At 73.0% G+C, this 17004-nt stretch carries 18 protein-coding genes and 1 pseudogene; 10 read left to right on the forward strand and 9 right to left on the reverse strand.

The features are described 5' to 3' along the window. Nucleotides 1–13: 13 nt before the first annotated feature. From ACF07S_RS09435 to ACF07S_RS09445, 3 genes and pseudogenes are all read right to left on the reverse strand, one after another. Nucleotides 14–474: pseudogene (locus ACF07S_RS09435) on the reverse strand (pyridoxamine 5'-phosphate oxidase family protein); the annotation flags it as partial. Nucleotides 475–527: 53 nt separating this feature from the next. Next, nucleotides 528–1070 (reverse strand): Rieske (2Fe-2S) protein, encoded by a 543-nt coding sequence (locus ACF07S_RS09440; protein WP_391973831.1) that lies wholly within the window; start codon nt 1068–1070, stop codon nt 528–530. Nucleotides 1071–1299: 229 nt separating this feature from the next. Then, nucleotides 1300–3144 carry a thiamine pyrophosphate-requiring protein gene (locus ACF07S_RS09445; protein WP_391964297.1) on the reverse strand — a complete coding sequence of 615 codons (1845 nt, stop codon included), beginning with the start codon at nt 3142–3144 and terminating at the stop codon, nt 1300–1302. 250 nt (nt 3145–3394) lie between these two features. Between ACF07S_RS09445 and ACF07S_RS09450 the strand changes: the two genes are divergently transcribed. Then, nucleotides 3395–4159 carry a HipA family kinase gene (locus ACF07S_RS09450; RefSeq protein ID WP_391964296.1) on the forward strand — a complete coding sequence of 255 codons (765 nt, stop codon included), beginning with the start codon at nt 3395–3397 and terminating at the stop codon, nt 4157–4159. Further along, nucleotides 4156–4539, forward strand: a complete 384-nt coding sequence (locus ACF07S_RS09455) for a DUF3037 domain-containing protein (RefSeq protein ID WP_391964295.1) — start codon at nt 4156–4158, stop codon at nt 4537–4539. Before ACF07S_RS09450 ends, ACF07S_RS09455 begins: the two co-directional genes overlap by 4 nt. Nucleotides 4540–4547: 8 nt before the next feature. Here ACF07S_RS09455 and ACF07S_RS09460 read toward each other — a convergent pair whose 3' ends face one another. After that, on the reverse strand, nt 4548–5063 hold the full coding sequence (locus ACF07S_RS09460) for an excalibur calcium-binding protein (protein WP_391973832.1): 516 nt from the start codon (nt 5061–5063) through the stop codon (nt 4548–4550). A 304-nt stretch (nt 5064–5367) separates the two neighbouring features. Here ACF07S_RS09460 and fabG point away from each other — a divergent pair, with 304 nt between their 5' ends. The 5 genes from fabG (at nt 5368) to ACF07S_RS09485 (ending at nt 10221) form a co-directional block, all read left to right on the forward strand. Beyond that, a complete protein-coding gene (gene fabG, locus ACF07S_RS09465; protein ID WP_391964293.1) occupies nt 5368–6129 on the forward strand; it encodes a 3-oxoacyl-ACP reductase FabG in 762 nt (253 codons plus the stop codon). An 11-nt stretch (nt 6130–6140) separates the two neighbouring features. Beyond that, nucleotides 6141–6893 carry an SDR family oxidoreductase gene (locus ACF07S_RS09470; protein ID WP_391964292.1) on the forward strand — a complete coding sequence of 251 codons (753 nt, stop codon included), beginning with the start codon at nt 6141–6143 and terminating at the stop codon, nt 6891–6893. Between the two features lie 301 nt (nt 6894–7194). Beyond that, nucleotides 7195–8781 (forward strand): ABC transporter substrate-binding protein, encoded by a 1587-nt coding sequence (locus ACF07S_RS09475; RefSeq protein WP_391964291.1) that lies wholly within the window; start codon nt 7195–7197, stop codon nt 8779–8781. A 91-nt stretch (nt 8782–8872) separates the two neighbouring features. Then, nucleotides 8873–9556: a uracil-DNA glycosylase gene (ung, locus tag ACF07S_RS09480; RefSeq protein ID WP_391964290.1), complete on the forward strand. Its 684-nt coding sequence runs from the start codon at nt 8873–8875 to the stop codon at nt 9554–9556. Between the two features lie 152 nt (nt 9557–9708). Next, entirely contained in the window at nt 9709–10221 is a 513-nt protein-coding gene (locus ACF07S_RS09485) for a hypothetical protein (protein ID WP_391973833.1), read from the forward strand. A gap of 61 nt (nt 10222–10282) precedes the next feature. Here ACF07S_RS09485 and ACF07S_RS09490 read toward each other — a convergent pair whose 3' ends face one another. Together ACF07S_RS09490 and ACF07S_RS09495 are read right to left on the reverse strand one after the other, a co-directional pair. Next, on the reverse strand, nt 10283–10765 hold the full coding sequence (locus ACF07S_RS09490) for a hypothetical protein (RefSeq protein ID WP_391973834.1): 483 nt from the start codon (nt 10763–10765) through the stop codon (nt 10283–10285). 114 nt (nt 10766–10879) lie between these two features. Further along, entirely contained in the window at nt 10880–11392 is a 513-nt protein-coding gene (locus ACF07S_RS09495; protein WP_391973835.1) for a DinB family protein, read from the reverse strand. A gap of 138 nt (nt 11393–11530) precedes the next feature. Here ACF07S_RS09495 and ACF07S_RS09500 point away from each other — a divergent pair, with 138 nt between their 5' ends. Then, on the forward strand, nt 11531–12436 hold the full coding sequence (locus ACF07S_RS09500; RefSeq protein ID WP_391964287.1) for a Gfo/Idh/MocA family protein: 906 nt from the start codon (nt 11531–11533) through the stop codon (nt 12434–12436). Here the strand turns inward: ACF07S_RS09500 and lnt are convergent. Beyond that, nucleotides 12360–13916 (reverse strand): apolipoprotein N-acyltransferase, encoded by a 1557-nt coding sequence (gene lnt / locus ACF07S_RS09505; protein WP_391973836.1) that lies wholly within the window; start codon nt 13914–13916, stop codon nt 12360–12362. The genes ACF07S_RS09500 and lnt overlap by 77 nt on opposite strands. 210 nt (nt 13917–14126) lie before the next feature. Here lnt and ACF07S_RS09510 point away from each other — a divergent pair, with 210 nt between their 5' ends. Further along, nucleotides 14127–14738, forward strand: a complete 612-nt coding sequence (locus tag ACF07S_RS09510) for a DUF4291 domain-containing protein (RefSeq protein ID WP_391973837.1) — start codon at nt 14127–14129, stop codon at nt 14736–14738. A gap of 36 nt (nt 14739–14774) precedes the next feature. Next, entirely contained in the window at nt 14775–15515 is a 741-nt protein-coding gene (locus ACF07S_RS09515; protein ID WP_391973838.1) for an SDR family NAD(P)-dependent oxidoreductase, read from the forward strand. Nucleotides 15516–15615: 100 nt separating this feature from the next. Here ACF07S_RS09515 and ACF07S_RS09520 read toward each other — a convergent pair whose 3' ends face one another. Together ACF07S_RS09520 and ACF07S_RS09525 are read right to left on the reverse strand one after the other, a co-directional pair. Beyond that, on the reverse strand, nt 15616–15795 hold the full coding sequence (locus tag ACF07S_RS09520; protein ID WP_391964281.1) for a hypothetical protein: 180 nt from the start codon (nt 15793–15795) through the stop codon (nt 15616–15618). Nucleotides 15796–15920: 125 nt separating this feature from the next. Then, entirely contained in the window at nt 15921–16796 is an 876-nt protein-coding gene (locus tag ACF07S_RS09525) for an undecaprenyl-diphosphate phosphatase (protein ID WP_391964280.1), read from the reverse strand. Nucleotides 16797–17004 lie beyond the last annotated feature (208 nt).

Genomic DNA, 17004 nt, shown 5'->3' on the forward strand with positions numbered 1-17004 from the left:
CCGGCCGGGACAGCGCAGCCGGCTTCCCGAAGTCCCAGGAGACGGTCCTCTCCGGTGTCAGACGCGTCCAGGCGTGCCGGCCGTCGTGGGGCATCTCGTCCAGGCCGGAGTTCTCACGGGCGAACAGGGTGCCGGGGACGTCCAGTTCCGCGCGCAGCTCGCCGGTGCGCGGGACCTCGCCCACGAACTCCACCCGCCCGGACGGTTCCACACCGCGCAGTTCGCCGTACTCCTCGCCCGCCTCGACCACGATCGCCACCCGGGGTCCCGGCGCAGGTCCGCCCAGCGCTTGCTGCGCACCACGGAGTACAGCCACAGCGAGGTGCCGTCCCAGGCGGACCAGAGCGTGCTGACGTGCGGCGCGCCGTCGGCGGACACCGGGGCGACCCGGCACGTGCGCTGCTCGGTGAGGAAGTCGTCCAGCTCCCCGGGCGTCATCATGATCCCGCGGCCCCGGCGCTGTGCGGCGGTCATCCGGCCCTCTCCTCTCCCACGTCGTGCCCGGAGGGCTTTCCGGTGTCGGCCGCTCAGGCGAGGGAGATCGAGTCCCCGCTGACGGTGATCTCCACGGAGGGAAGCGGCCGGTTGGCCGGGCCGCTCTTCACGCTGCCGTCGGCGATGGAGAAATTGCTGTTGTGGCAGGGACAGTTGATGAGGCCGTCGGCGATGCTCCTCACCGCGCACCCCTGATGGGTGCAGGTCGCCGAGAACGCCTTGAACTCGCCCGCCGTCGGCTGGGTGACGACCACCTTGCGGTCGGCGAAGACCTTTCCGCCGCCCTCGGGGATGTCGGCGGTCGAGGCGAGCGCGGCACCGGCCGCCGCGCTGCCGTCACCGCCCGAACCGCCGTCGCCCGAACCCCCGTCGTCCGGCGAGCCGCCGGCGGTGCCGGTCTCCGCCGCGGAGTCCGGCGCGTCGTCGCCGGAGCCGCCGCACGCGGCCAGCGCGACGGCGAGCCCCGCCGCTCCGGCCGCCGCCACGACGGTTCGACGGGCGGGTCCTGCGAGGGCACCGCCCCGCTCGAGCGGAGCCGGGGGCTCGGGGGAGGGCTGAAGCGATGCTCCGGTCATGTGGGTGAGTCCCTTCCGGGGGATGCGTGATCTGCGGAGAGGTACGGTCAGCGGGCCCACGCTGTTCAGGTGATACCGAGAGCTTGGCCTGCCGGCGGTCGGAAGGACGTAAACCACAGCCGTCGTTCCGCTGTCGGCGCGCTCCCGCGGACCCGGACCCGCTGTCCGCGTCCCGTCCGCCGGCCGCCTCAGGGCGTCGGTGGACGGCGGCACCGCCTTCTCGGACCGCTCACCCGTTCCCTCCGGAGCCGTCGTCGGGCCCGGCGCCGGGGCGGTCGTCGCGTCGGTGGCCGCCCGGCAGCATCTCCTGGACCTTGGCCTTGACCCCCTGCCTGATCATGGAGCCGCGGTCGCTGTCACCCCGCAGGACGGCGGAGGCCGCGGCCTCGATCTGGTCCAGGGAGGCGTGCGGAGGGATCGGCGGGACGGCCGGGTCGGTGCGGAAGTCGATGACGAACGGCCGCTCCGCGGCCAGGGCCCGGTCCCAGGCCGCCCCGACGTGCTCGGGCCTTTCCACCCGCACGCCGTCCAGGCCGATGCGCTGGGCGATCTCCGCGTACGGCAGGTCCGGGATGTGCTGCGACTCCTCGAACTGCGGCACGCCGGTCATGGCCCGCATCTCCCACGTGACCTGGTTGAGGTCGCCGTTGTTCAGGACCGCCACGATCAGCCGCGGGTCCGACCACTCGTGGTGGTACTTCGCCGCCGTCACCATCTCCATCATGCCGTTCATCTGCATCGCGCCGTCCCCGACCAGGGCGATCGCCGGCCGTTCGGGATGGGCGAACTTCGCGCCGATGGCGTACGGCACGGCGGGCCCCATCGTCGCCAGGGTGCCCGACAGCGAGCCGCGCATCCGGCCGCGCAGACGCAGGTGGCGGGCGTACCAGTTGGCCGCCGAGCCGGAGTCGGCGGTGACGACGGCGTCGTCGGGCAGCCTGGCGTCCAGGGAGTGCACCACGTACTCGGGATTGACCGGGTCGGCGTCCACGGCCGCCCTGCGCCCCATGACCTCCCACCAGCGGGCGACGCCCTTCTCGATCCCCTCACGCCACGTGCGGTTCTCCTTGCGGTGCAGGCGGGGCAGCAGCCGCAGCAACGTCTCGCGGGAGTCGCCGACGAGGTTCACCTCGAACGGGTAGCGCAGCCCCACCATGTGCGGGTCGATGTCGATCTGCACCGCGCGGGCCTGGTCCAGCTCCGGCATGGACTGCGTGTACGGGAAGCTGGAACCGATCATCAGCAGCGTGTCGCACTCCCGCATCAGCTCGTACGAGGGACGGGTGCCCAGCAGACCGATGGCGCCGGTGACGTAGGGCAGGTCGTCGGGCAGGACGTCCTTGCCCAGCAGGGCCTTGGCCACCCCGGCGCCGAGCACGTCCGCCAGCCGTTCCACCTCGGCCCGCGCCCCGCGCGCCCCCTGCCCGACCAGGACGGCGACCTTCTCCCCGGCGTTCAGGACCTCCGCGGCCCGCTCGATGTCCTCGTCCGCCGGCACCGGTGCGTAGCGTCCCAGACCGAGGCTGGAGGGCACCATCTTGAAGGCGTGCGCCGGCGGGCTGTAGTCCAGCTCCTGCACGTCGGCGGGCAGGACGACCGCGGTGACGGTGCGCCTGGCGTACGCCGTGCGCATCGCCCGGTCGATCAGGTTCGGCAGCTGCTCCGGCACCGTCGCCGTCTCGCAGAAATCCGACGCCACGTCCTTGTACAGGCTCCGCAGGTCCACTTCCTGCTGGTAGGAGCCGCCCATGGCGCTGCGGTCGGTCTGCCCGACCAGCGCCACCACGGGGACGTGGTCGAGCTTGGCGTCGTAGAGCCCGTTCAGCAGGTGGATCGCCCCCGGCCCCGAGGTGGCCGCGCACACCCCCACCCTGCCGGAGAACTTCGCGTACCCCACCGCCTGGAAGGCGGACATCTCCTCGTGCCTGGACTGGATGAACCTGGGCCGGTTCCCGGCCCGTCCCCAGGCCGCCAGCAGCCCGTTGATGCCGTCACCCGGGTAGGCGAAGACGTGCTCGACACCCCACTCCCGCAGCCGCTGGAGGACGAAGTCGGACACCTTCGTGCCGGCCATGGAAACTCCCGTTCCTCGACGCTTCGTGGGGCGGTGACGGCCCTCCGCCACCCCGTGCGGGACGGCCGCCGGGAGATGCGGACGGCACACCCCGGCACGAGTAACCGCGCGGCCGCGAAGTATGCGCGAGCGCCCGGCCGCCGGGCGGGCAGGGCCCCGCAAAGGCCTGTGCCCGGTTCCCCGGCCCCGGGGGCGGCGGCCGCGGGAGGGTTCCGGATCGTACGGCCGGAAGATCGCGTAACCTGGCGCAATGCTGTCCGAGGTCACCGCCACCCGCTACATCACGCCCCTGCGCGAGGGCGGTTCGCTGCCGGGGCTGATCGAGGCCGACGACCTCGGGACGTACGTACTGAAGTTCACCGGCGCCGGACAGGGCCGCAAGACACTGGTCGCCGAAGTGGTCTGCGGGGAACTCGCCCGCCGGCTGGGGCTGAGGGTGCCGCGTCTGGTCGCCGTCGGCCTCGACCCCGTGCTCGGACTCGGTGAGCCCGACCAGGAGGTGCAGCAGCTGCTGAAGTCCAGCGCCGGCACCAACCTCGGCATGCACTTCCTCTCCGGCGCCCTCGGCTTCGACCCGCTCGCGTTCGAGGTGGACCCCGAGGAGGCGGGCCGGATCGTCTGGTTCGACGCCCTGGTGAACAACGTCGACCGCTCCTGGCGCAACCCCAACCTGCTCCACTGGCGCGGTGAACTCTGGCTCATCGACCACGGCGCGACCATGATCTGGCACCACAACTGGCCCGGCGCCGCCGCCTCCGCCGCCCGCCCCTACGACGCCTCCGACCACGCCCTGAGACCCAGCGCGCCGGACATCGCGTCCGCCGCCGCGGACCTCGCTCCGCGGGTCACCGAGGATCTGCTCGCCGAGGTCACCGCCGCGATCCCCGACGTCTGGCTGACCGGCGAGCCCGGCTTCGGCACACCGGACGAACTCCGGCAGGCCTACGCGCGTCCGCTGATCGCCCGCGCGGCCACCGTCCACCAGCGCATCCACGGCCTCGAGGAGGACCGGTGAGCGACCGGCACGTCTTCGAGTACGCGCTGCTGCGGGTCGTACCGCGCGTCGAACGCGGCGAGCGCGTCAACGCCGGGGTGCTCGTCTACTGCCGCCCCAAGTCCTTCGTCGCCGCGGGTACCCACCTCGACGAGGCGCGGCTGCTCGCCCTCGACCCGAAGGCCGACGTGCCCGGCGTACGGGCCGCGCTGCGCGCCGTCGAGGGCGTGTGCGCCGGTGGGGCCGAGGCGGGACAGGCGGCGCAGGACGACGCCGGGCGGCGCTTCCGCTGGCTGATCGCGCCCCGGTCCACCATCGTCCAGCCCGGCCCCGTGCACACCGGGCTCACCGCCGATCCGGCGGCCGAGGTGGAGCGGCTGCTCGACCTGCTGGTGCGCTGACCCGGCCGTCAGCTCCGGCGGCGCCTGACCAGAAAGCCGGTCGCGAGCGCGGCGCCCGTCACGAACGAGGCGCCGATGCCCACGTCCCACTCGCTCGGTCCGTCGTCCGAGGAGCCGCCCAGGCCGCCCCGCACGCCACGTGTCGGCGTGACGGAGGCGGGGGCCGTGGGCGTGGCGGTGGGGGACGCGGTCCGTGTCGGCGCGGTGGTCGCGGTCACGGTCCGGGTGGGTGCGGTGGCCGCGGGCGTCGCCGGCCGGGAGGGAGCCGAGGTGGCCGGCGCGGGCCTGGAGGTGGACGAGGTGAGGCCGCGCCGGGGCAGTGCCTCGCAGGCCACGCCGTCGTCCGGACCCGGGTCCTCGTCGAGCCGGTGCGGGTCGCTCCGGTCCGTGTCGAAGAAGTTCTGCGCGTCCTCCTGGTAGGTGAAGTCGCCGCAGTCCAGATCCTGGGCATGCGCGGTGTCGGCCAGCGGCACGACCGCGGCGAGCGCGATCAGTGTGCCTATGGCACCGGTGCGACGGCGCATGGAGCGCCTCCTTTCCGGCCACGGGTGGCTCGCGCTTCGACGCTAGGCGGTGCCGGGCGCGGGAGCGCGCGGCCGTGGGCCGATCGGGTGCCCGGCGCGGACGCCCCGGGTGCGGGACGGCGGCCGGACGGGCGCGGACGGCCGGGGCGCTCCCCGCGCGGGGAATGGATCACACGCGCGCGGTGTGCCGTTGACACCGGGTGCCAGGGCTTCTAGCGTCTCGTCTGCTGGAAGGTACTAAGCGGTCGCTCACCGAGGTGGGCCGACCGCGGAAGCCGTGTTCCAAGGGCGAGGAGAAGCAGCAATGTCCACCACTGAGCAGCGGGTCGCGGTCGTCACCGGCGCCGCGCGCGGCATCGGCGCCGCCACCGCCGTACGACTGGCCGCCGAGGGCCGCGCGGTCGCCGTGATCGACCTCGACGAGGCCGCCTGCGAGGACACCGTCGAGAAGATCACCGCCGCCGGTGGCAAGGCCCTCGCGGTCGGCTGCGACGTCTCCGACGAGGCGCAGGTCGAAGCCGCCGTCGCGCGGATCGCCGGGGAACTCGGCGCGCCGGTGATCCTCGTCAACAACGCGGGCGTGCTGCGCGACAACCTGCTGTTCAAGATGAGCGTCTCCGACTGGGACACCGTCATGAACGTGCACCTGCGCGGCGCCTTCCTGATGTCCCGGGCCTGCCAGAAGCACATGGTGGACGCCGGCTTCGGCCGGATCGTCAACCTGTCCTCCTCCTCCGCGCTCGGCAATCGCGGCCAGGTCAACTACTCGGCCGCCAAGGCGGGTCTGCAGGGCTTCACCAAGACCCTCGCCAAGGAGCTCGGCAAGTTCGGCGTCACCGCCAACGCCGTCGCCCCCGGCTTCATCGCCACCGAGATGACCAAGGCCACCGCCGACCGCGTCGGCATGGGCTTCGAGGACTTCAAGGCCGCCGCCGCCACCCAGATCCCGGTGCACCGCGTCGGTGAGCCCGAGGACATCGCCAACGCGATCGCCTTCTTCACCGGCGAGGCGGCCGGATTCGTCTCCGGTCAGGTCCTGTACGTCGCCGGCGGACCGCTCGACTAGGGGACACGGACATGACTGAACTCTCCGGCAAGGCCGCCCTCATCACGGGCGCCAGCCGCGGCATCGGCTACGGCATCGCCGAGGCGCTCGTCGCACGCGGCGACCGCGTCTGCATCACCGGCCGCAACGAGGACGCCCTCAAGGAGGCCGTCGAGAAGCTCGGCGCCGACCGGGCCGTGTACGCCGCCGGCAAAGCGCACGACGAGTCCCACCAGGCCGTCGCCGTCGAGCGGGCGATGGAGGCCTTCGGCCGCGTCGACTACCTGGTCAACAACGCCGGGACCAACCCGGTGTTCGGGCCGATCGCCGACCTCGACCTGAACGTCGCGCGCAAGGTGTTCGAGACCAACGTGGTCTCCGCGCTCGGCTTCGCCCAGCGCACCTGGCACGCCTGGCAGAAGGACAACGGCGGTGCGATCGTCAACATCGCCTCCGTCACGGGTCTCGCGGCCTCGCCGTTCATCGGCGCCTACGGCGTCAGCAAGGCCGCCCTGGTGAACCTGACCGTGCAGCTCGCGCACGAGTTCGCGCCCAAGGTGCGGGTCAACGCCATCGCCCCGGCGGTGGTGAAGACCAGGTTCGCCCAGGCGCTCTACGAGGGCCGGGAGGCGGAGGCCGCCGCGGGCTACCCACTGGGCCGGCTCGGCGTGCCGTCCGACATCGGCGGCGCCGCGGCGTTCCTCACCTCCGACCAGTCGGACTGGGTCACCGGCCAGACCCTGGTGGTCGACGGCGGCCTCTTCCTCACCGCCGGCGTGGCCTGAGCCCGGACCGCACGCCCGCGCGGACGCGGTGATCCCCCGCGCGGGGCGGATGAACGCCGAGACGGGCACGGTGAACGCCCGTGAGGGTGCGGAGCGTGCCCGATCGTGCCCGTCGCGCGGACATGGACACGGGCGCCGTGGACGGAAGCGGCGTCCGTGTCGGCGTGTCCGGGCCGCAACGGTCGGTGACAACGTAGTCATCGAAAAGTCGGTTTCAAGGGCCTTGCAAGGGAGGGTCAACGGGGCAAACACTGCGGTATGGTCTGCCGACTCTTGGGACGGCAGATCGAGGAGCGTGCGCGTGTTCAACCGGAACCGATGCCTGCGGCGGGGGGCGGTCATCGCGTCCATAGCGTCTCTGGTGACCGGATGCGGCATTCTGACGCCCGACGGCACGGACGACGAGGGCCCCATCGTCCTGGGGACGACCAGCTCGCCGAGCACGCTGGATCCCGCCGCCTCCTGGGACAGCTCCTGGGAGCTGTTCCGCAACATCTACCAGACCCTGCTGAGCTATCCGGTCGGCGCGAGCACCCCGCAGCCGGACGCCGCGAAGAGCTGCGAGTTCTCCGACAGTTCCAACCGGGTGTTCCGCTGCGAGCTGCGCGAGGGCCTGACGTTCTCCGACGGCGGCACGCTCGACGCCCAGGCGGTCAAGCACTCGATCGACCGGATCCGGGAGATCGACGTCAACGGCGGCCCGGCCGGTCTGCTGGGCAGCCTGGAACGGGTGCAGGCACCGACCGAACGCGAGGTCGTCTTCTACCTCGACAAGCCGGACGCCACCTTCCCGTTCGTGCTCGCCACCCCCGCGATGTCGATCGTCGACCCCGAGGCCTACCCGGCGAACGCCCTGCGCGAGGAGGGGAACGTCGTCGGCTCCGGCCCGTACACCCTCCGGTCGTACGAAGAGGGCGCGCGGGCCGAACTCGTCCGCAACGACCGCTACAAGGGCTACGCCGAGCGACGCAACAACGCGGTGACCATCCGCTACTTCCAGGACTCCGGCGCCATGGTGAAGGCGCTGCGGGACGAGCGGATCGACCTGACCTATCGCGGCCTGGCCGCCGGCGACATCATCGGCCTCCAGGACCGGACCTCCAAGGAGGAGGAGATCCAGCTCATCGACGGCACCGGGACCGACATCAGCTACCTGGTGTTCAACCCGAAGGACCCCTGGGCCGGGAAGAAGGAGGTGCGCCAGGCCGTCGCCCAGATCGTCGACCGCGCGGCGATCGCGCACAAGGTCTACAAGGACACCGTGGACCCGCTGTACTCCATGGTCCCCAAGGGCCTGACCGGACACACCACCGGCTTCTTCGACGACTACGGCGAGCCCAGCGTCGCCAAGGCCCGGAAGATCCTCACCGGGGCGGGCGTCACCGAGCCCGTCCCGCTCACCCTCTGGTACACCACCGACCGCTACGGCTCCGAGACCGCGCTGGAGTTCAAGGAGATCGAGCGGCAGCTGGAGGCGTCGAAGCTGTTCGACATCACGCTCAGGAGCCGTCCCTGGAAGACCTACGTCGAGGGCTACCAGAGGGGCGAGTACCCGGTGTTCGGGCGTGGCTGGTTCCCCGATTTCCCGGACGCGGACAACTTCATCGCCCCGTTCGTCGGCGAGCAGAACGCGCTCGGCACCCCCTACGAGACGGACAGGATCACGGACGACCTGCTGCCCAGTTCCCGCCGGGAGAACGACCGCGGCAACGTGGTCGGGCAGTTCGAGGAGGCCCAGCAGATCCTCGTCGACGACGCCCGGCTGCTCCCGCTGTGGCAGGGACGGCAGCATGTGGCCGCGAGCCGGGACATCTCGGGCGCGGAGCGGGCGCTGGACCCGTCGACGATCATGATGCTGTGGGAGCTCTCCCGGAAGACCAGCTGGTAGCTCCCCGGCGGCGTCGCCCGCCGGGCAGGATGTCAGTGGTCGCCTGTAGGTTCTGTGACCTGGAAGTGACCGCACACGTGAGGACATCGACGTGACCGACATCGCCATGCTGCCCGAATCCTGGCGCGGGGTTCTGGGCGACGAACTGCAGCAGCCCTACTTCAAGGAGCTGATCGGGTTCGTCGAGGAGGAGCGGGCGAAGGGTCCGGTCTATCCGCCCCGCGAGGAGGTCTTCGCGGCGCTGGACGCCACGCCGTACGACAAGGTGAAGGTCCTGATCCTCGGGCAGGACCCCTACCACGGCGAGGGCCAGGGCCACGGCCTGTGCTTCTCGGTCCGGCCGGGGGTGCGGATCCCGCCGTCGCTGCGGAACATCTACAAGGAGATGCACGCGGAGCTGGGCACGCCCGTCCCGGACAACGGCTATCTGATGCCGTGGGCCGAGCAGGGCGTGCTGCTGCTCAACGCGGTGCTCACGGTCCGCGCAGGCGAGGCCAACTCGCACAAGGGCCGGGGCTGGGAGAGGTTCACCGACGCGGTCATCCGCGCGGTGGCCGGCCGCCCCGACCCGGCGGTCTTCGTGCTGTGGGGGAACTACGCCCAGAAGAAGCTGCCGCTGATCGACGAGAGCCGTCACGTGGTGGTCAAGGGCGCGCACCCCTCCCCGCTGTCGGCGAAGAAGTTCTTCGGGTCGCGTCCGTTCACGCAGATCAACGAGGCGGTGGCCGCGCAGGGGCACGAACCGATCGACTGGACCGTCCCCGACCTGGGCTGACCGCCCGCCGGGTGCCCGCCCGGGTGCGGACCGGTCCACCGGATACCGCGCCCGGCGCGGTCGCGCGGGGCGCCACGGAGTGGCTCCTCCGGTATCGCGGCCCTCCGCGGTTAGCGTCGGGGACGACAGCCGGCGAGGGTGCGGAGGGCGTGGTGGCGGAGGGACAGGGGCAGGCGGCGCCGGACGCCGTGCTGACGCGGATCGGCCAGGTCGTGATGCTGCACCACGCGGGGGACCGCGAGGAGGCCCGGCACCGGCTGCTCGGCCTGTGGGCGGAGATCGGCGAGCACGGAGACCCCCTGCACCGCTGCACCCTGGCCCACTACCTCGCCGGCACCCAGGACGAGCCCGAGGACGAACTGGTGTGGGACCTGCGGGCGTTGGCGGTGGCCGAGGAGGCCGCGGGCGGCCCCGCCGAGTACGAGGGCGGCAGCGCCGTGCGCGCCCTGTATCCGTCGCTGCACCTGAACCTGGCCGCCGACTACGCCCGCCTGGGCCGCCCCGACGCCGCCCGCGCCCATCTCCGCCGGGCCGGGGACGCGGCCCGCGCCCTCGCCGACGACCGCCATGGCGAGGGTGTACGGGCCGCCATCCGGCGGCTTCGCATCCGGCTGGACGAGGACGGGACGCGCGGCGGCTGGGGACCACCGCGGCAGCGGCCGTAGCGGCGGCGGCCCACGGCCCGTGGGGGGACGGTGCCGGTCCGCCCGGTCCGCCCCGGCCGGTTCAGCGTCCGTACGTCTCCCGGCAGATGGCCGCCTCCGGGCTGTCCGCGCGCCAGCCGCCGTACTGCCGGCCCAGCGCGCAGAGATCCGGACTGCCGGAGGCATCGGGGCGCACCGGACCGGCGACGCCGGGCAGGGCCGCCGGGGGACGGCGGGGGGTGGCGCGCCCGCCCGGCTCGGGACGGCTCCGGCCGTTCCGGCCGTCGGGCGGAGTGCTCCGCTCCGGCGGGCGAGCCGTGGGGGCCGCGCCGCCCGGCGGGGACGCGGGCGTCCGAGCGGGCCGGGACGGGCCGACCATCTCCAGGGCCTCGCGCGCCGGTGCCTGCACGACCTGCGTGCCGTCCTTCCCGGCCGGACGCGGCTCCCGCTGGGACGGTGCCGTCGCCGGGCCGGGGGCGAGGGGACGCTGGACCGTCACACAGCCCGAGAGGGCGGAGACAGCCACGGTCACCAGAAGCGTTGCTGTGGTCGTCTTTCGATGCACCCGGCCAACTCTGCTGGCTCCGTCCGCCCCGGAGGGGGCGGACAGGCGCACCGTACCCCGCACGGGTGATCTCCGGCCCCGTACGGAGGCCCCCCGGGGGCGCCGCGGGTGACGTCAGTCGCCGGTGGCGCCGTCGAGCCGCTCGCGGAGCAGATCGGCGTGGCCGTTGTGGCGCGCGTACTCCTCGATCATGTGGGTGTAGATCCAGCGCAGGCTGAACGGTTCCCCGGTGGACCCGCTCCGGCCCCGGGACGGATCATCCAGGGCGAAACCGGCCGCGGTGCGCCGGGCGGCGTCGATCTCGGCCTGCCAGGCGGCGCGGGCCTCCCGCCAGGTGTCCGCCCCGGTGAGATGGAACTCGCCGTCCCGGTCGGCCTCGGTCCAGTACAGGGGGGAGACGTCCTCGCCCGCGAGCACCCTGCGGAACCAGCTCCGCTCCACCTCCGCCATGTGGCGCACCAGCCCCATCAGGGACAGCTCCGAAGGCGGCACCGACGCGGTGCGCAACTGCTCGTCGGTCAGCCCTTCGCACTTCCACGCGAGGGTGTGGCGGTGGTAGTCGAGCCATCCCTCCAGCATGGTGCGCTCGTCGGCGTTCTGGGCGGGTTCGCTGCGCTCGGTCGGCATGCCGCCATCCTCGCCCGGCCCCGCCCCCGTCCACCAGGCGTTTTCGGTACCGAGCGGCCCGGCCCGGCCGGCGGCCTCCCCGGCGGCCGTATGCTTCGCAGCGGACCACGGCAGGCAAGGGGCTAAGGAGTACGCCACGTGAAGGTCGGCTGCATCGGACTCGGTGACATCGCGCAGAAGGCCTACCTTCCGGTACTGGCCGTGCAGCCCGGAGTGGAGCTGCATCTGCAGACCCGCACCCCGGCGACGCTGGACCGGGTCGCCGACCGCCTCCACCTCCCGGCCGGCCGGCGCCACCCCGACCTCGGCTCCCTGCTCGCCCAGGACCTCGACGCCGCCTTCGTCCACGCACCGACCGAGGCCCATCCGGAGATCGTGAGCCGGCTCCTCGACGCCGGGGTACCGACGTACGTCGACAAGCCGCTCGCCTACGAACTCGCCGACTCCACGCGGCTCGTGACACTCGCCGAGGAGCGGGGCACGAGCCTCGCCGTCGGCTTCAACCGGCGCTTCGCCCCCGGCTACGCCCAGTGCGCCGACCATCCGCGCGAGCTGATCCTGATGCAGAAGAACCGGATCGGGCTGCCGGAGGAACCGCGCACGATGATCCTCGACGACTTCATCCACGTCGTGGACACCCTGCGCTTCCTGGTGCCCGGCCAGGTCGACGACGTGACCGTGCGCGCCCGCACCGAGCGCGGGCTGCTGCACCACGTGGTGCTCCAGCTCGCCGGGGACGGCTTCACCGCCCTCGGCGTGATGAACAGGCTCAGCGGTTCGGCGGAGGAGATCCTCGAGGTCTCCGGTCAGGACACCAAGCGCCAGGTGGTCAACCTCGCCGAGGTGATCGACCACAAGGGGCAGCCGACCGTGCGGCGGCGCGGCGACTGGGTGCCGGTGGCACGGCAGCGCGGCATCGAGCAGGCCGTGCTCGCCTTCCTGGACGCGGTGCGAGCGGGCAGGGTGCTCAGCGCCCGGGACGCGCTGGCGACCCATGAGCTGTGCGAACGGGTGGTACGAGCGGTGCGCGAGCGCTCCGCCTGAGGCGCAGCGCCTCGACGACGCCCCAGACCGCGAGGACCACCGGCGCCGCGTGCAGCGGCCAGTCGCCGAAGCGGACGTAGGGCGTACTGCCGTGCGCCAGCGGGACGTCGTACACCCGAGCGGCGCTGGTGTCCGTGCCGAGCCGCGGGCCGACCCGCTCGCCGCCCGGCCCGTACACGGCGGAGACACCCGTCAGGGTCGCGTGCACCATGGGGCGGCCGGTCTCGGCGGCGCGCAGCGCGGCGAGCGAGGCGTGCTGCGCGGGGGCCCAGCTCTGCTGGAACGTCGAGGTGGAGGACTGGGCGAGCAGGACGTCGGCGCCGTCCTCGGCGAGATGCCGGCTCATGTCGGGGAACGCGGACTCGAAGCACACCATCGGGCCGATCCGCAGCCCCTGGCCGGCGTCCATGACCACCTGCCGCGAGCCGCGCCTGCGGTCCTCGCCGGCCGCCTCCCCGACGGACGTCGCCCAGCCCAGCAGGGAGCGGGCGGGGACGTACTCGCCGAACGGCACCAGACGCATCTTGTCGTACCGGTCGCCGGTCGGGCCGTCGGGGCCGATCAGCACCGAACTCTTGTGGATGCCGGGCTTGTCCGAGCGCCGGGCGTCCACGTTGACCAGGATCCCGGCGCCCGTCTCGCGGGAGAGTGCCGCCAGGCGCCGTGCCAGGTCGGGCCGGGAGCCGAGGTCGAAACCGACGCTGCTCTCGCCCCAGACGACCAGGCCGACGTCCCGGCCGGCGAGTTCGCGCGTGAGCTGTTCCTGGCGGTCGAAGCGGCGGTCCGGTCCGGAGACGACACCCGGCTGCACGAGGGCGATCCGGACCCGGTCGCCGGGGTCGGGGCGGGGCGAGTAGGCCCAGGCGGCCGAGGCCGCGGCGGCCGTGGCGAGCAGTCCGGCCACGGCGGGCACGCGGGAGCGCGGGAGGGCCACCAGTACGGCCACGGCGACGTTCAGGACCACGATCAGGAAACTCGGCAGCCACATCCCGCCCACCGACGCCAGCCGCAGCGCCGCCTCCACCTCCCACTGGCTCGCGCCGAGCACGCCCCAGGGACCGCCGAGCCCCTGCCAGGAGCGGATCAGCTCGATCGCCAGCCAGCCGGACGGCACGACGACGAGCGCGGCGGCGACCCGCCGGCGCGAGGGCAGCCCGCCGAGCAGCCGCCGCACCAGCCGGCCCCACGGCGCCCACAGCGCGCCCATCAGGGCGGCGATGACGAACGTGAACACGTGCAGGTTCGGCAGCAGCCAGTGGTGCATGGCCAGCATGAGACCGAACCCGCCCCACCAGCCGTCGTGGGCCGCCCGTTTCCCCGTCGGGGCGCTGCGGACCAGCAGGATCCACGGAACCAGGGCGACGGGGGCCGACCACCACAGGGACGGAGCGGGAAAGGCCAGGACGGGCAGCGCGCCCGCGACCGCGGCGACGGTCGAGCGCCGCCAGGGGGAGGCCGGCCAGTGGCCGAGCGTCTTCATAGGCACATCCCTACCCCGTGGTGCCCCCGGTGTGCGTCCCGGAGATGATCCGAGGACAGTGCGCGCCGGCTCGGTCGATCACGGGGGGCCACGGCCGCGAGCCCCACCCGCCGCGTCATCGCCCCGGTGCCGGCCATGGCGGGCGCGGCCGAGGGGGCGCGCGCGGATATTCACTGGCTCCGGCGGGCGAGGCGGCCGAAGCTGGACGTCGTGAACGATCAACCGAGCGACCGGCCGCACGAGTTCGAGGTGCGGGCCCGCCACACCGAGTCCACCGTCACCGTCTACCAGGCCTACCGTCCGGAGATCGGCCGCGCCGCTGCACGCGACGGCCGCTTCCCGCCGTCCTGGAGCCGGGAACGCATGACCTGGATCAAGCCGTCCTTCCTGTGGATGATGTACCGCTGCGGCTGGGGCACCAAGAAGGACCAGGAGACCGTGCTGGCCGTGGAGATCAGCCGCGAGGGGTTCGTCCGGGCTCTGCGGGACGCGTGCCTGTCGCACTACGTGCCCGCCCTGCACGGTGATCCGGACGCCTGGAAGCGGAAGCTGCGGCAGGCGCCCGCGCGGGTGCAGTGGGACCCCGAGCGGGACCTGCGCCTGAACCCGTTGCCGTACCGCTCGCTCCAGCTGGGGCTCGCCGGGGAGGCGTCCGCCCGGTACGCCGACGAGTGGATCGTGGGCATCGAGGACGTGACCGGGCTCGCCACCGAGATCCACGCCCTGGTGCGGGAGGGGGAGTCGGACCGGGCGGCCCGGCTGTTGCCCGAGGAGCGGACCTGCCCCCTCGACGACGGTGTGCTCGCGCATCTGCGAGCCTGAGGATCCTCGTCCCGCGCTCTTCGCCCGGAGGTACTCATGAAGCGCTTGGTCACCGTGGTCACCGGAGGGAGCCGGGGGATCGGCGCCGCGACCTGTCTGCGGCTCGCGGCGGAGGGCCACGACGTCGTGGTGAACTACGTCCGCGACTCCGGCGCCGCGGAGGCGGTGGCGGAGGGGGTGCGGGCCGCCGGGGCACGTGCCGTCACCGTGCGCGGGGACACCTCCGCAGAGGCGGACGTCGAGCGGCTCTTCGACGTGGCGGAGCGGGAACTGGGGCCGGTCACGGGGCTGGTGAACAACGCGGCGGTGACGGGGCCGCTGGGGCGGTTCACCGAGGCCGGCACCGACATCCTGCGCCGGGTCGTCGACGTCAACCTCGTCGGGACGCTGCTGTGTGCGCGGCGGGCCGCGCAGCTCATGACGCCCCGGGGCGAGGGGGTGATCGTGAACATCTCCTCGGGGGCCGCCACGCTGGGCAGTCCCGGCGAGTACGTCCACTACGCGGCGACCAAGGCCGCCGTGGACACCCTGACCCTGGGACTGGCCAAGGAGCTCGGTCCGGACGGCATCCGCGTCAACGCGGTCGCGCCGGGGGTGATCGACACGCAGATGCATGCCGCCATGGGGGCGCCGGAGCGTGCCCGGGAGATCGCCGGGGCGGTGCCGCTGCGACGGGCGGGCCGGGCCGAGGAGATCGCGGCGGCCGTGGCGTGGCTGATGTCGCCGGACGCCTCGTACGCGACGGGGACGGTGCTGCGGGTCGCGGGCGGGCGATGAGGCACCGCGGGGAGTCGTGTGCCGGTCCGTGGGCGGGGCGAGGCGCCGCGGGGTGTTCTCCTCGGTCCGGGGGCGGGCGCCGGGGCCCGCCGCGGGGCGGTCAGGCCGCCTCGACGACCCGACCGTTGATCGCCGCCGCCCACTCGACCACCAGCAGTTCGTACTCCGCGCGTTCCTGCGCGGACAGGGACCCGCGCGCGCGGGTCCACAGCGCGCGGATCTGTTCGTTGACCTCGGCGGCGGACCGCACGGAACCATGGGTCGTTAACTCGGGGGACATGCCGACCAGCCTAGGGCCATGGACTGACTGTGCGCCACGGGACGGCTACCCGTCCCGTATGTCCTCGGTCACGTGCCCGGGTCACGTGTTCCGGGTCACGTGTTCCGGGTCACGTGTTCCGGGACTCAGCCCGCCGACTCCGCCGCGTGCGGGCTGAGACTGCCCGTGGCGACCAGGACGATGATGACGATCCCGAGCGCGATGCGGTACCAGACGAACGGCATGAAGCTCTTGGTCGAGATGAACTTCATGAACCAGGCGATCACCGCGTAGCCGGTCGCGAAGGCGATCACCGTCGCGAAGACCGTCGGCCCCCAGGAGACGTGCCCGCCCTCGGCGGCGTCCTTCAGCTCGAACGCGCCGGAGGCCAGCACCGCGGGGATGGCGAGCAGGAAGGAGTAGCGGGCCGCGGCCTCGCGCCGGTAGCCCATGAACAGGCCGCCGCTGATGGTGGCACCGGAGCGGGAGACGCCCGGGATCAGGGCCATGGCCTGGCAGAGGCCGAAGATCAGGCCGTCCTTGACGCTCAGGTCCCCGAGTTCCTTGCGCTGCTTGGCCACGCGGTGCCGGCCACCGCTCTCGTCCCGCGCCGCGAGGCGGTCGGCGACGCCGAGCACGATGCCCATGCCGATCAGCATCGCCGCGGTGAGCCGCAGATCGCGGAACGGCCCCTCGATCTGGTCCTTGAGCGTCACCCCGAGCACACCGATCGGGATCGAGCCGACGATGACGAGCCAGCCCATGCGCGCGTCCTGGTCCCGGCGCATCTCCTTGTCCGTCAGCGAGCGGGTCCAGGCCGACAGGATCCGCCCGATGTCCTTGCGGAAGTAGATCAGCACCGCGGTCTCCGTGCCGATCTGGGTGATCGCGGTGAAGGCGGCGCCCGGATCCTCCCAGCCGGAGAAGGCCGCGGTCAGCCGCAGGTGCGCGCTGGAGGACACGGGCAGGAACTCGGTCAGCCCCTGGACGAGTCCGAGGATGAGGGATTCAAACCAAGACATGAGGTAGGGAGTCCAAGTGCCGATCGTGGAACGGACGAAGGGCACACCGCACCGCCGTGTGCGGTGATCGATGATCAGGTGTGCCGAGGGGGAAGCGTAGCGCCCCCGGGTGACGGCCCCGACACAGGGGCTTCGCCGCCCGGAACCCGTCCCCGCGGTGGCGGTCCGGGCCGCCGCCGGGCTGCCCGTCCGCGGGGCCGTCCACGGT

Source organism: Streptomyces sp. NPDC016640, assembly GCF_043076215.1.
Classification (GTDB): domain Bacteria; phylum Actinomycetota; class Actinomycetes; order Streptomycetales; family Streptomycetaceae; genus Streptomyces.

Excerpts from the sequence above, each read along its gene's own strand:
- ACF07S_RS09520 (WP_391964281.1), bottom strand. The coding sequence starts at position 15,795 with ATGTCCCCCGAGTTAACGACCCATGGTTCCGTGCGGTCCGCCGCCGAG.
- ACF07S_RS09495 (WP_391973835.1), bottom strand. The coding sequence starts at position 11,392 with ATGCCGACCGAGCGCAGCGAACCCGCCCAGAACGCCGACGAGCGCACC.
- lnt (WP_391973836.1), bottom strand. The coding sequence starts at position 13,916 with ATGAAGACGCTCGGCCACTGGCCGGCCTCCCCCTGGCGGCGCTCGACC.
- ACF07S_RS09460 (WP_391973832.1), bottom strand. The coding sequence starts at position 5,063 with ATGCGCCGTCGCACCGGTGCCATAGGCACACTGATCGCGCTCGCCGCG.
- ACF07S_RS09450 (WP_391964296.1), top strand. The coding sequence starts at position 3,395 with ATGCTGTCCGAGGTCACCGCCACCCGCTACATCACGCCCCTGCGCGAG.
- fabG (WP_391964293.1), top strand. The coding sequence starts at position 5,368 with ATGTCCACCACTGAGCAGCGGGTCGCGGTCGTCACCGGCGCCGCGCGC.
- ACF07S_RS09445 (WP_391964297.1), bottom strand. The coding sequence starts at position 3,144 with ATGGCCGGCACGAAGGTGTCCGACTTCGTCCTCCAGCGGCTGCGGGAG.
- ACF07S_RS09440 (WP_391973831.1), bottom strand. The coding sequence starts at position 1,070 with ATGACCGGAGCATCGCTTCAGCCCTCCCCCGAGCCCCCGGCTCCGCTC.
- ACF07S_RS09515 (WP_391973838.1), top strand. The coding sequence starts at position 14,775 with ATGAAGCGCTTGGTCACCGTGGTCACCGGAGGGAGCCGGGGGATCGGC.
- ACF07S_RS09470 (WP_391964292.1), top strand. The coding sequence starts at position 6,141 with ATGACTGAACTCTCCGGCAAGGCCGCCCTCATCACGGGCGCCAGCCGC.
- ACF07S_RS09525 (WP_391964280.1), bottom strand. The coding sequence starts at position 16,796 with ATGTCTTGGTTTGAATCCCTCATCCTCGGACTCGTCCAGGGGCTGACC.